General features: G+C 70.1%; 14 protein-coding genes. 7 read left to right on the top strand and 7 right to left on the bottom strand.

All coding sequences use genetic code 11. The annotated features are described in order from the left end of the window. Positions 1 to 34: 34 nt before the first annotated feature. Together H4N64_RS27580 and H4N64_RS27575 are read right to left on the bottom strand one after the other, a co-directional pair. Positions 35 to 883 (bottom strand): inositol monophosphatase family protein, encoded by an 849-nt coding sequence (locus H4N64_RS27580; protein WP_186285131.1) that lies wholly within the window; start codon positions 881 to 883, stop codon positions 35 to 37. Positions 884 to 1006: 123 nt separating this feature from the next. Then, positions 1007 to 2830 (bottom strand): gamma-glutamyltransferase family protein, encoded by a 1824-nt coding sequence (locus H4N64_RS27575; protein ID WP_186285130.1) that lies wholly within the window; start codon positions 2828 to 2830, stop codon positions 1007 to 1009. Between the two features lie 510 nt (positions 2831 to 3340). On the opposite strand from H4N64_RS27575, the gene H4N64_RS27570 reads away from it, so the two are divergent. From H4N64_RS27570 to H4N64_RS27560, 3 genes are all read left to right on the top strand, one after another. Beyond that, positions 3341 to 3613, top strand: a complete 273-nt coding sequence (locus H4N64_RS27570) for a hypothetical protein (RefSeq protein WP_186285129.1) — start codon at positions 3341 to 3343, stop codon at positions 3611 to 3613. A gap of 170 nt (positions 3614 to 3783) precedes the next feature. After that, positions 3784 to 4821: a helix-turn-helix domain-containing protein gene (locus H4N64_RS27565; protein WP_186285128.1), complete on the top strand. Its 1038-nt coding sequence runs from the start codon at positions 3784 to 3786 to the stop codon at positions 4819 to 4821. Between the two features lie 91 nt (positions 4822 to 4912). Continuing rightward, positions 4913 to 5410, top strand: coding sequence for a hypothetical protein (locus H4N64_RS27560; protein ID WP_186285127.1), 498 nt, complete (start codon positions 4913 to 4915; stop codon positions 5408 to 5410). Here H4N64_RS27560 and H4N64_RS27555 read toward each other — a convergent pair. The 3 genes from H4N64_RS27555 to H4N64_RS27545 form a co-directional block, all read right to left on the bottom strand. Further along, positions 5372 to 6073, bottom strand: coding sequence for a DUF6624 domain-containing protein (locus H4N64_RS27555; RefSeq protein WP_336246812.1), 702 nt, complete (start codon positions 6071 to 6073; stop codon positions 5372 to 5374). The genes H4N64_RS27560 and H4N64_RS27555 overlap by 39 nt on opposite strands. Next, a complete protein-coding gene (locus tag H4N64_RS27550; protein ID WP_260860000.1) occupies positions 6070 to 6483 on the bottom strand; it encodes an ATP-binding protein in 414 nt (137 codons plus the stop codon). The genes H4N64_RS27555 and H4N64_RS27550 overlap by 4 nt, the downstream gene beginning before the upstream one ends. A 312-nt stretch (positions 6484 to 6795) precedes the next feature. After that, complete coding sequence (locus tag H4N64_RS27545; protein ID WP_186285125.1) at positions 6796 to 8208, bottom strand: tetratricopeptide repeat protein; 1413 nt, start codon at positions 8206 to 8208, stop codon at positions 6796 to 6798. Positions 8209 to 8449: 241 nt separating this feature from the next. Between H4N64_RS27545 and H4N64_RS27540 the strand changes: the two genes are divergently transcribed. From H4N64_RS27540 to H4N64_RS27525, 4 genes are all read left to right on the top strand, one after another. Beyond that, entirely contained in the window at positions 8450 to 9316 is an 867-nt protein-coding gene (locus H4N64_RS27540) for a helix-turn-helix domain-containing protein (RefSeq protein ID WP_336246811.1), read from the top strand. A 2-nt stretch (positions 9317 to 9318) separates the two neighbouring features. Next, complete coding sequence (locus tag H4N64_RS27535) at positions 9319 to 9564, top strand: DUF397 domain-containing protein (RefSeq protein ID WP_186285124.1); 246 nt, start codon at positions 9319 to 9321, stop codon at positions 9562 to 9564. 154 nt (positions 9565 to 9718) lie between these two features. Next, positions 9719 to 10240, top strand: coding sequence for a hypothetical protein (locus H4N64_RS27530; RefSeq protein ID WP_186285123.1), 522 nt, complete (start codon positions 9719 to 9721; stop codon positions 10238 to 10240). 35 nt (positions 10241 to 10275) lie between these two features. After that, the gene (locus H4N64_RS27525) at positions 10276 to 11085 is read left to right on the top strand and encodes an SAM-dependent methyltransferase (protein ID WP_186285122.1); all 810 of its coding nucleotides are present in this window, start codon (positions 10276 to 10278) and stop codon (positions 11083 to 11085) included. Positions 11086 to 11119: 34 nt separating this feature from the next. Here the strand turns inward: H4N64_RS27525 and H4N64_RS27520 are convergent, their stop codons facing one another. Continuing rightward, positions 11120 to 11785, bottom strand: coding sequence for a response regulator (locus H4N64_RS27520; protein ID WP_186285121.1), 666 nt, complete (start codon positions 11783 to 11785; stop codon positions 11120 to 11122). Further along, positions 11782 to 12876: a sensor histidine kinase gene (locus H4N64_RS27515; protein ID WP_186285120.1), complete on the bottom strand. Its 1095-nt coding sequence runs from the start codon at positions 12874 to 12876 to the stop codon at positions 11782 to 11784. The genes H4N64_RS27520 and H4N64_RS27515 overlap by 4 nt, the downstream gene beginning before the upstream one ends. Positions 12877 to 12993: the final 117 nt, after the last annotated feature.

Raw genomic sequence — 12993 nt, 5'->3', positions numbered from 1 at the left:
GCATATCGATACAGCCCCGCGCCCCCGGGTCGGTTCAGGCCGGCCCTCGCCGCAGAAGTTCCCGAACCCGACTCGCGGTGGCCGCGTCGCGGGCCGCCGTGAACGGCAGGGCGTTGCCGCCGGTCACGCGGAACGGCTCGCCGGTCAGGGTCAGGTGGGCGCCGCCCGCCTCCTCGACCAGCAGCAGGCCCGCCGCGTGATCCCATGCCGCCTCCCAGCTGAACGCGACGGCGTCCAACTCGCCCCGGGCGATGGCGAGATACTCCAGGCCCGCCGAGCCACAGGCGCGCGGCGCGACGCCGTCCGCCCACACGCCGCGCAGGGCGTGCTTCTGCTCGTCGGTGGTGTAGTCCGGGTGGGAGGTGGCCACGCGGAGGTCCCGGCCGGGTTCCGGCACGCCGGTGTGCAGCCGCTCGCCGTCGAGGTAGGCGCCCTGGCCGCGTATCGCGGTGGCGAGTTGGTCGCGGGCCGGGGCGTAGGTCCAGGAGGCGAGCAGTTCGCCGCCCTGCACCAGCGCGACCAGGGTGCAGAACCCGGGGACGCCGTGCACGAACTGGCGGGTGCCGTCGACGGGGTCGACGATCCAGACGGGTGCCGTGCCCTGGATCGCCCCGTAGGTCGCGGGGTCGGCGTGCACCGCCTCCTCGCCGACCACGACGGAGCCGGGCAGGAGCGCGCCGAGCACTTCGGTGAGGTACTGCTCGGCCCTGCGGTCCGCGTCCGTCACCAGGTCGTGCGGTCCGTTCTTCTGGTCGACCTCGTGCGCGGCGAGCGTGCGCCAGCGCGGCATGATCTCCTGAGCGGCGGCCTGGCGGACGGCTTCCTCCACGTCTGAGGCGTGCCGAGCGAGAAACTCGTCGATGGTTTCCGTGTCTACGATCATGTCTCCATGAGAGCACGCCGCACTGACAATCCCCGCCCGTCCGGTGTATGCCGGGTGGAATCGGCGTGAACAGGCGGGTTCGCGACGGGCGCCCCCACGGCCCTCGACAAGCGCCCCCGCCCCTCACCGTCCCACCGCGTACCCCTGCATCCCCCGCGGATTGGCCCCCGCCGACAGCACCCCGGTCCGCGGATCCCGTGCGACCGCGCACAGCCGCCCTTCCGACCAGGGCTCGCCGACCGTCACCCGGTGCCCCCGCCTGACCAGCTCCTCGATCACCTCGGCGCCCATGCGGGATTCCACCGTCACGCTCCCCGGCCGCGTTCCGCGCGGGTGGAAGGAGGCGGGGAAGCTGTCGTTGTGCCAGTTCGGGGCGTCGATCGCGCCCTGGAGGTCGAGGCCGCCGCGCACCGGCTCGCGCAGCGCCACGGCCAGGAAGAAGTGCAGTTGCCACTGGTCCTGCTGGTCGCCGCCGGGCGTGCCGAACGCCAGGACCGGCTCCCCGTCGCGCAGGGCGAGCGAGGGCGTGAGCGTGGTGCGGGGGCGGCGCCCGGGCGTCAGTGAGGCCGGCAGTCCCTCCTCCAGCCAGGTCATCTGGAGCCGGGTGCCGAGCGGGAAGCCCAGCTCGGGCGCGACCGGGTTGGACTGGAGCCAGCCGCCGCTGGGCGTGGCCGAGATCATGTTGCCCCAGCGGTCGACGACGTCCAGGTGGCAGGTGTCGCCGCGGGTGGCCCCGTCACCGCCCACCTCCGGCTCGCCGGGCACGGGTGCGGCGGAGTGCCGCGCGACCGTGGGCTCACCGGCGCCCGGCGCCCGGAAGGACGCGTCGTCGACCACCACGCGCGCGTGCGCGCTCAGACGGGCACTGCGGCCCCCGGGGCTGCCGGGCCGCAGCTCATGGGAGGCCTTGTCGCCCACGAGCGCCCGCCGCCCCGCGTTGTACTGGGCGGACAGAAGGTCCGCGACCGGGACCTCGGCCGCGTCCCCGTACCAGGCCTCGCGGTCGGCCATGGCGAGCTTGCAGCCCTCGACCAGCAGGTGGACGTATGCGGCGGAGCCGTAGCGCGGCAGCTCGGCGGGGAGCAGTGCGAGCTGCTGGAGCAGCACCGGGCCCTGGCTCCAGGGGCCGGGCTTGCACAGGGTCCAGCCGTTCCAGTCGTACGTCACCGGCGCCTCGTACGTCGCGGACCAGCCGGCGAGGTCGTCGGCGGTGAGGGTGCCGGTGTGGTGCTCGCCGCTGGTGTCCAGCGTGGGCCGCTCGGCCTGCCGGACGAGCGCCTCGGCGATGAACCCGGTGCGCCACACCTCCCGGGCCGCCTCGATCTGCGCCTCCCGGTCACCCGCCCCGGCCACCTCTGCCAGCAGCCGCTTCCAGGTGGCGGCGAGGGCGGGGTTGCGCAAGAGCCGTCCAGGGCGCGGCGCCCGACCGTCCGGCAGATACACCTGCGCCGAAGACGTCCACTCCGTCTCGAACAGCTCGCGTACGGCCTCGACGGTGGCGCCGACGTTCTCCACGGGCGCGTGCCCGTGTTCCGCGTACCCGACGGCGTACTTGAGCACGTCGGCGAGGGACTTGGTGCCGTGGTCCCGGAGCAGCAGCATCCAGGCGTCGAAGGCTCCGGGTACGGCGGCGGCGAGGGGTCCGGTGCCGGGGACCAGCTCCAGGCCGAGCCCTCGGTAGTGCGCGACGGTCGCGCCGGCCGGGGTGACGCCCTGTCCGCACAGCACTTGCACCTCACCGCCCGCCGGGGCGAGCAGGATCGGGACCTCACCGGCCGGTCCGTTGAGGTGCGGCTCGACGACATGCAGCACGAACGCCCCCGCGACTGCCGCGTCGTAGGCGTTGCCGCCGTCCTCCAGGACGGCCATCGCCGACTGGGAGGCCAGCCAGTGGGTCGACGACACCATGCCGAAGGTGCCCTGGAGCATGGGGCGGGTGGTGAACATACGGCCTCTCACCTCGCTGTTCGCGCACATCGGTCCGACCCTGATCACCGAGCAGGCTATCGATCGCCCCGCGTCTCTTCTCCCCCGCTTCCGGAGATGGGGGAGTTGACTGGCACACGGAGATCAGGTGCGACCTGGCTCCTGGGCTTGCGCGGGCCGTCCTGGCCATCAGGACCGTGGCCGATCGCCACGATCCGTGGCATTAGTCGATCCACTGATCACTGCTGTTCGCTTGCTGATTGATTTCCTTCGTAATTGGAGCAAGTGGTTATAGGTGCGTTATGCAGCAGTATCACGGAGGGCTGCGGGGATTTGTCGACTCGCTATGGCTGTCTCTGGCCATAACTTTCCGTGGCGATGGCGCGACAGTCCGGCGTCGAAGTAGTGTCCGGGAACCGGCGTTTGAATCCGGGAAAAGCCGCAGGCCCTGGCGGGGGTCCAATCCGAGCCAGGGCCTGCCGGTCACATCAGATTCACGACCCGCAGCACCATTCCGCGAAAGGAAGTTCGATGCCCTTGAATCGCTATCGCCTCCCCGACCCTGAGGGACCGGCGGCGACGAAGCTTGAAATTATCATGTCTCCGTTTTCGCTCCCAGGTTGCAGGCAGGCCGATGACTTGGCTGTCACCGTGCGGGGAAGCTTCTTCATCGCGCTGGTGGTGGGGCCCCTCATCGCGATCGCGGGGACGACCGGGGGGTGGCAGGTGACGGCGCTGGTCATCTCCGTGGCTGCTGTCGCCAGGGGAACTCAAGCCGTCTACCGGCGAGTTCGCGCCATCTGAGAGGTCGCGAGCATCCGTGCGGCGGTGGTGTGTCCCGTGCTGGCCGCCACCGCCACTTCACCCCTCATTCACCGCACGGGCACCGCGCTTTGCCGCGAAAAGGGCCGCCAACGGCCCGCTGATTCCCCAAAATACGTGCCCGTTCATCCCCGAAAGGGTCATCAAGGACGATGACAGCATCCGCCACGCGCACCAGGGTCTGCGCCAACTGCGGCAGGAAGTTCAAGAAGAAGGTGAGCCGTGGCCGCCCCTCCAAGTACTGCAGCGCCGCCTGCGGTGCCGCACTACGCCGGAAACCGGCACCGCCCCCCGATCCCTCCCTCGACGCCGCTGTCGTCGAGATCGCGCACGCACTGCGGGCCCAGGCCAGAGACCTGATCTCCGACGCCGGTGAGGAATCCTCCTCCGCACACCTGCTGCACAAGCACTCCGGCCTCGTGCGCCAGATCGAAGACCTTGAGGCGGCGCTGGTGCGTCGCGGCCGGGCCCGTGGCGAAACCTGGGAGGCCATGGGGGACGCCCTGAAGATCAGCTCTTCCCGGCTGCGCAAGCGGTGGACTGCTGAAGCGCTCAAGCGCTGGGAAAAGAACCGAGACGCACGCGCGGCGGTGGCCACGCATGCCCACATGGCGAAACCGCACGCCGCCCTGTGGTCCACCGATACCGCGCCGGGAACCAGCGAAGCGCCGCCGGGTCCCGTGCCGCAAGCGGGCGCCACCGGCAATCGGTTGGCCATCATGATTTCGCAACTGCAGCGCCACAGCGGACAGACGATGCGGGAGATCGCCGACTACGCTCTGATCTCCCCGTCCTACCTCTCGAAAATCGCCGCAGGGACGCGGCGCCCGTCCTGGCACGTCACCGAGCGCCTCGCTGAGGCATACCAGGTCGACCCCGGGTATCTGCGCCCCGTGTGGGAGGCATCCGTACGGCCCGAGCCGGATCCCCCGCCCGCCACCGATCCGGAATCAGCGGCCTTGCGCCTGAACAGCGTCCTGCGCTCGCTGTACCTGTCTGCGAGCCCGCCTGATCCGTGGAGCCTCCGGGACGCGACCGCCGGCGCTCCGAGTGTGGGCACCATGGCCCACAGCCTCACCGACCCGTATGTCCCCGACTGGGACACCACCGGCCGCATCGTGTTCGCCCTGAACGGCGATCTCGCCGACACCGAGCGCCTGTGGCAAGCCGCCACCGCGCACTCCCGGTGACGGTCTCCGAGCGCGAAACGGACAACCACCGGATCACACCCACGCGCCGACCACCACCCGTCAACCCGCTGCCGCCATCGGGGAGGAACCCGTGCGCCTCACCCATCCCGAGCCCCCCGCAGTCGACCTGCCCCCTGCCTTCCTTGCATTCCACGCCCTCCACCACCCCCACTACCTCGCCTACGCCGGCGCCCACCTGCAACCCGAGGATGCACATGCCGCTGTCCGCGAAGCCTTCGGCCATGTCGTCGCCCACTGGTCCGCCATAGTCAGCCACCCCAACCCCACGGCCCGCGCCTGGGAGCACTTCACCCGCTGTATCGACGCCCGCACTCCACCTCTGCCCCTGAACACCAACCGCACCCTTGAGTATCAAGCCGTCGTCCTGCACCTCATCGCCGGTTGCTCCATCCCCGTCACCGCCGACACCACCGGTCAGCACCCCAGCAAGATCCGCTACCTGCTGCACGCCTGGAACAACCGGAAGGCCCGCCCGCAGCCGTTCACGCAGCACGCAGAACACCCCCACGAACAGCTGCTGGAGGCGCGGTCACGCGCCGCCGCACTCGCGTGGTCCGACCGAACATGACCTTGTTCCAGCCACCAGGCGCAGCGCCTTCGTCTGCTCGGCAAGCGGCTTCAGGCCCACATCGTGTCTGCGCTCGTCAAGGGTTTGCGGTTGCCGGATCGGATAGGGGCGAAGAGTCTCGGGGCTGACTCGCGTGCCGTAGAACTGGGGTTGGCCTTGTTCGACGGCGCAGTGGTCGGCGATGTACGCGAGGTGGACGGCGGAGCAGCGTCCCTCCAGGACGGCCTCGGCGATCAGGTCGCGGCAGACGAGTTGGAAGTCCAGATCCGAGGCGTGCAGCAGGATCATCAGCGCTGCGGTCGAGGCGGGGTCGCCCACCTGGTCGGTGGTCGGCCAGCCATGGTTGCGGACGATGGTCTTGAGCGCTTCGGTGTTGGCGTGGCGGCACGCGGCGATGTCGTGTCGGCGCTGTGGGGTGGGTTCGGCCTGGGCCCGTCGCATCAGGTCCTGCTCCTGGTCCGCGCGGCGCCGCAACTCGGTGGCGAGGGCGGCTGCCAGAGCCGGGAGCATCCATGCAGCCGCGGGCTCCGGACGAGTGGGGTCGGCGCCGGTGCTGTCCCTGCCGTGACCGGTGCGTACGGACGTCAGGACGGGGCGGCCCTCTTCCCCGCCGTCCGTTGTCCCATGCGCGCTCTTCGACAGGCTGCCCGACGTGGGCTTCACGGCGCTGCTCCAAGCTGTAGCGCGAACCACACTCGCTTGCCCGGGCTGCCGGGATCCGAGGGTGCGATGCCCCATTCGTCGGTCAGCGCGGCCACGATGGCCAGTCCACGTCCCGACTCTGCGGCTCCGTCCGACGCATGCAGCCGCGGCAGGGCGGATGAGCGGTCGGCGATCGTCACCCGCAGCTCGGAGCCGCTGCAGTCGATGGTGAGGGTGATCGTGTCATCGGGGCTGGTGCTCGCGTGCCGGACCGCGTTCGTGAACAACTCGTCCGTGGCCAGTACGACATCGTCCAGGTGACTGGTCGCCGGCGTGACACGGCGGAGGTGCTCGGTGACCAGGCGCCGCACGCGTGCGGCCTGAGAGGGGCTGGCAGGGATCGCGGCGTGCAGGCGTGGAGGTCTGCTCATGGAGATCACGGCATGCCCCGCCTGGCGAATGGTGGCACGATCGCCCGGTGCATGGGGTCCGGTCGCTCGCGAGGGTAACGGCGTGCGGCGCTGTGCTCCGGATGCCGTCATTGGTCCTCCTGATGGCTGCAGCGCGGTCGGAAGGGCAAGGGCTGCATATGCAGCCAACCGCCCCGTGACTGAATCGGACCAGGGGGTGTGCGGGTTGTCCGGTTGCGGGCGCGTAGTGGTCCGGCCGGTGCGTTCGAACGCGTGCGGAACATGCGCGGGAAGGTTCCCGAGGTGTTCGCCCGCTTCATCGCGGCAGCCGGATCACGCTACGGCTCCCAGTACCGCCTGGGACCGGCGCACGAACTCATGCACAAGGGGCTCGTGGCGGCGGGAGTCCAGGCGCCTGCGGAAATCGCGCAGGGCCTGGACGGATCGTTCGCTGTGCACGGTGGCGAGTGTGTCGAGTGCCTCGGTCGCGGTGCCGATGGCCTCGTCCAGCCGGTTCTGCTGAAGGTGGGCCGTGGCCAGCACGGAGCGGCTGATGGCCTGGCGCCTGCGCCGGTCGGCGTTGGCTTTCACCGAGTCGCTCGCCGTGCGCTCAGCCTGGGCGGCGAGCCCCAGATCGCGAAAACAGAGCGCGGCCTCGGCTTGCAGATAGTGGTCGTCGAGGAAACGCACCCAGGGCGATTCCTGGTCAGCCCCCCGGCTGGCGTCCAGTTGCCGCTCGGCCTGACGCAGGGCCTCGCTCGCCCGGGCGGCGTTGCCCTGGGCCGCGTGCCCCCGGGCCGACATGGCGTGCAGGCGCATCAACCCCAACGGGCTGCCCGCTCCCTTGGCGGTGGCAATGCCCGCCCGGGCCAGGGACACTCCCTCGTCCGGGCGGCCGAGGTTGGTGGCCAGATGGGACAGGCCGGCGAGGATCTGCCCGCCCAGCACCCGGTCGCGGCTCTCGGCGCACAGCCTCAGTGCCTGGGTCATGTAGCGCTGGGCCAGCCCGTACTCCGCTGCGTCGTACGAACTCCAGCCGGCCATCGCGGCGAGCCTGGCCGCGGCCGCGTACAGCAGGCGCTGCTCGGGCGGGGGTGTGCTGCGCCGCTGGAGCATGGGGACGACTTCGGTGGCCAGGTAGTGCACGATGCTGGTGCGGACACCGGCGCCCCCGTAGTGGTTGTCCATCTGGTCGAACAGGGCGATCATCGCGTGCACCTGCTCGACCGGTCCCCCGTCGGACACCCGCATGGGACGGTCGCTGTTCTGGTTCTCCAGCAGCCACAGCAGCCACTCGCGCTGAGGATTGGCCAGGGCGCCGGCGACGAAGGGGGCGGGTCCGAGCAGGCTGCGGCGGGAGATGTCGGTCGATCCCAGTTCGGCGAGCGTGTGGAGGGCTTCGGCCACGTCTTCGTCGTAGACCAACGCACGGCCCTCGACCGGGCGTTGCTGATCACGTTGGAAGCCGAGGTCCGCGGGTGACACGGCGCGGCCGAGCCGCTCGGACAGCACCGTGGCGATCAACCCCGGTGTCTCGCCGCGCGGTTGCTGTCCCTGGAGCCAGCGGGTGACCGACGTCTTGTCGTAGTTGGAGTCAATGCCCTGCCGGTGTCCGAGGTCGTTGACCCGGAGGGCGAGAGAGGCATAGGAGCAGCCGGACTCCTTCAGCGCGGACGCCAGAGCCTTGTTGGCTCCGGCGGCCCCCTTGCCCTGGCTCCTTGCGTGTCCCTCGGTCACGGTGGCCATCCAGGTCTCGCCTCGCTCGTGTGCGGATACACCCTTGCCGGTACCTCAAGTCGGCCCAGACCGCGCCCAGTTGACTTCGGCGCGCCGACCTGTGCGACAGGTCCCACGGTCACTATGGTTGTCTACACACTCGATTCGCAACTGGCGTTCTGATAATTTCGAATCGATCCTCATCGCTCTGTCTCTGTCGTCGGCTGCGTGGCACACTTCACGCTGTGACGGCCGCTTAGGGAGGTGGAACGTGAGCGAGAACCGCTCGGGCGGCAGCGCACCCACTGTCCTGCGGATGGTCCTCGGCAAGCGGCTGAAGCAGCTGCGGGTGCAGGCCGGTGTGTCCTTCGAGGACGCCGCGCGGGCCATCGAGGTCACTCCTCTCACGGTCCGCCGGATCGAGAAGGCCGAGGTCAAGCTCCGCATCCCGTACGTGAAGGAACTGCTGCGCACCTACGGGGTCCCGGCAGCGGAGACCGAGGGGTTCCTCGACCTGGCCAGGAAGGCAAACGAACCCGGGTGGTGGTACCAGTACCGCGACGTACTCCCGGAGTGGTTCCAGGCATACGTGAGCCTGGAAAGCGAAGCCACCGTCATCCGTCTCTACGAACCTCACTACGTCCCCGGCCTGTTGCAGATACCCGACTACGTCACCGCGCTCATGCGTATCGGCTTTCCCAACGAGTCGAAGGAGGACATATCCCGCCGCGTCGATCTGCGGCTCAAGCGCCAGGACCTGCTCACCAAGCCGGAGGCACCAGCCGTCTGGGCCGTCCTGGACGAGACGGTGCTGCGCCGGCCGGTCGGCGGTCCCGAAGTGATGCGGGCTCAGATCGACCGGATCAACGAAGCGTTGGACCTGCCCAAGGTCCGGATCCAGATCATGCGATTCTCGGCCGGCGCCCACCCGGGCGCCTTCGGCCCCTTCCACCACTTCCGCTTCGGATTCTCCGAACTCCCTGACGTCATCTACACGGAGAGCCTGGCCGGCGCGGTCTACGTCGACCGGCCCGCGGACGTCGTCAACTATCTCGAGGTACTGGACCGGATGTCCGTCCAGGCGGAGCCGGTCGCACGAACCAGGGCAATCCTGGCTGAACTGCGTAAGGAGTTGTGACCATGGCATCCATGGACCCGATCTACAGCGGCATGCCGGCGACCGATCTGGGAACCGAGGGCTGGCACAAGCCGTGGAGCGGCACCAACGGCGGCAGCTGCGTCGAGGCAAAGCAGCTGCCCGACGGGAGCGTCGCCTTCCGCCAGTCCACGGACCCCGATGGTCCCGCGCTGGTCTACTCCCGCGACGAGATGATCGTGTTCCTCGAAGCGGCCAAGGCAGGCCAGGCAGACTTCCTGGTCGCCTGAGCACCGCCCCACTCCACCCGGTACACCACTACGCCCGCACCACCGGACAACCCGCACGCGCCCTCCTGCTGTGCGGGTTCCCCGTTCACACTGAGCAAGCCCGGTGTCCTGAAGGAAGTGGTATGCACACGTCGCCTCGACCCGGCCACACTGCATGAACCTGCAGGAGGCCCTCACCCGATGCAGCACTCTCGTCATCGAGAGCGCCGACGGCATCGGCAGGAGCGATCTGATCACCGAACTGGCCGAACACGGCTTCCTGATCAGATGCGATGCGGATCGCCTGCACCATGTGGACCCGACCCGGCCGTATCGCGAACTCTTCGCCGAACCGGGCCGGTTGGTGCTCAGCGGCAGCATCATCCACGAACTCGTGTACGGACCGCTGCTGCGCGGCGAGTCCCGCGTGTCCTGGATCCAGGCGCTCGACTTCGCCGAGTCCGTGGCTGAACGCGACGGGGCTCTCATCCACCTGACGGCGCCCCGGCATCCTCCTCGGATCGCCCCCACGGCCTTCAGCGAGGCGACCGACGCCTACACACGGGTGTTCCGTTCTCTCTCTCAGCATGTACCCGTCGTCACTCTCGACGCGGGAGACCTCGACCGCCCATCCCCCGCGCATGGCCCCGCTCATCGCGAAGTCGCGGGGAACAAGACGAAGTTGACGGTAGGTTAGTGACCGACCGCGTGACGCATGGCAGGAGAATTCCCATGGCAGACGGCCAGCCCTCCCCCGACCAGGAAGCCCTGTCCAAGATCGACACCACGGTGCCCCACTCGGCCCGCATCTGGAACTACTGGATGGGGGGCAAGGACAACTACGACGTCGACCGGGACGCGGGCGACGCCTACCGCGAGATCGCGCCGAACATCGAGACCATGGCCCGTGCCTCCCGGCAGTACCTGATCCGCACCGTGTCCTTCGTGGCCGGCGAACTCGGCATCCGCCAGTTCCTCGACATCGGCACCGGCCTGCCCACCTACGACAACACCCACCAGGTCGCCCAGCGCGTGGCACCCGAGTCCCGCATCGTCTACGTCGACAACGACCCCCTGGTGTTGCGCCACGCCGAGGCCCTGCTCACCAGCACCACCGAGGGCGTCACCGAGTACATCGACGCCGATCTGCACGACCCAGAGAAGATCATCGAGGCGGCACGCCGGATCCTGGACTTCGACAAGCCGGTCGCCCTGATGCTCATGGGCATCCTCGGCCACATCCAGGACTACGAAGAGGCCACATCCATCGTCCGTCGCCTCCAGGCCGTGCTGCCGTCCGGCAGCTACTTCGTCCACTACGACAGCACCGACACCGACCAGGAACTCAAGCGCGCCCAGCAAGGCTACGACGACACCGGTGCCGTCCCGTACGTCCTGCGCAGCCCGCAACAGCTTGCTGCCTATTACGAGGACCTGGAGCTGCTCGAACCAGGCATCGTCTCCTGCCCCCTGTGGCGCCCCGAACCCGGTACCACACCCGAGCCCACGGACGTCTACGGCGGCGTGGCGCGCAAGCCCTGAGACGCGGCCGTCGGGTCGTGCGATCGTACGCGGGTCAGCTCCCGCCGCGCGCCGTCACCAGACCCGACTCGTAGGCGAACACCACCAGTTGGGCGCGGTCCCGGGCGCCCAGCTTGGTCATGGCGCGGCTGATGTGGGTCTTGGCCGTGAAGGGGCTGATGACCATGTGCTCGGCGATCTCCTCGTTGCTCAGGCCACGGGCGGCCAGGGCCGTCACCTCGCGTTCGCGGCGGGTGAGGCACTCCAGGCCGGGGGCGGTGGCCCGGTCCGGAGGGCGGGCGACGAACTCGCCGATGAGCGTGCGGGTGACCGACGGGGACAGCAGTGCCTCGCCGCGGGCCACGACCTCGATCGCCTGGAGCAGGTCGGCCGGTTCGGTGTCCTTCAGCAGAAAGCCGCTCGCGCCCGCGCGCAGCGCCTCGAAGACATACTCGTCGTGGCCGTAGTTGGTGAGGATCACCACGCGGACGTCCGCGAGCGCGGGGTCGGCGGCGATCCGGCGGGTCGCCTCGATGCCCGTCATCACCGGCATCTGTACGTCGATCAGCGCGATGTCCGGCACCTCGGCGCGCACGAGCGCCACGCCCCGCTCCCCGTCGGCCGCCTCACCGACCACCTCGATGCCGTCCTCGGCGTCCAGCAGGGCCCGGAACCCGGCTCGCATCAGGGCCTGGTCGTCGACCAGCGCCACCCTGATCATCCCGCCTCCCCCAGCGGCAGTTGCGCCCGCACCGAGAAGCCGCCCTCCGTGCGCGGGCCCGCGTGCAGGGTGCCGCCGAGGGCCGTGACGCGTTCCCGCATGCCGGTGAGCCCGATGCCGGGCACGGGCGGGCGGTCCGGGGCTGCGTTTCCGTCGTCGTCCACCCGGATCGTCAACTCCTCATGACCGTAGGCGAGTTCCACGCTGACCTTCGCCTGCCCCGCATGCCGTGCCGCGTTCGTGAGCGCCTCCTGGACGATGCGGTACACGGCCCGGTCCACGGTGGCGGGCAGCGGGCGTTCGTCCCCGGTCACCGCCAGCTCGGCCGCGAGGCCCGCCGCCCGCGCCCGCTCCACCAGCAGCGCCGGGGTGCCGCTCGGCTCGTCGGTGCGCAGCACCTCCAGCGTGGCCCGCAGTTCGCGCATCGCCTCCCCGCTCGCCTCCTGGATGGCGAGCAGCGCGGGCGGCACCTCCTCGCCCCGCTTGCGGGCGAGATGGACGGCGACGCCCGCCTGGAGCTTCACGATGGAGATGCTGTGGGTGAGCGAGTCGTGCAACTCCCGGGCTATGCGCAGACGTTCCTCACCGGCCCGGCGCAGGGCGGCCTCCTCCCGGGTGCGCTCCGCCTCCAGGGCACGCTGCTCGGTCTGGCGCAGATAGGCCTGCCAGTTGCGGTCGGCGAGCCCGGTCACCACCGCGCACAGGAACCAGCCCGCGAGCAGCGCGGACTTCTCCAGCACCTCCTGGGTGCCGGGCCCGGTCGCGATGTACGCCGCCAGGAACGCTCCGGCCGCCGCCCCCGCCAGCGCCCGGTGTCCGACCCGGGCCGCCGTGTGCACGGCGCCGATGACGGGCAGGGCGGCCAGGGTTCCCGGCTCGGCGTGCAGCACGTAGGCGGCGCCGCTCACGGTCGCCACCGCCAGCACCGCCCGCGGCGCCGCCCGGTGGAACCCGAGCGCCACACAGCCCACCACCATGAGCGCGTAGTCCACCAAGGTCGCGCCGGCGGTCGTGGTCAGCACAAGGGCGCCGACCACGACCGCCAGGGCCGCGTCGGCGAGGTGTCTGCGTGAGACCGGGATCCCGCTCATGACGGCACAGTAGACGCCCGCACGGACAGCGACGTCAGCCCTGTGGACAACTCCGGCACTACTCCCCACGCAGTAGTTTCCGGTCCCGGGCCACCCGGCCGACGCAGCGTCAACTCC

The organism is Streptomyces cupreus, from assembly GCF_014257025.1.
Lineage (GTDB): Bacteria > Actinomycetota > Actinomycetes > Streptomycetales > Streptomycetaceae > Streptomyces > Streptomyces cupreus.
The sequence above is the reverse complement of the archived record's forward strand: the minus strand, read 5'-3'. Positions and strand labels throughout refer to the sequence as shown.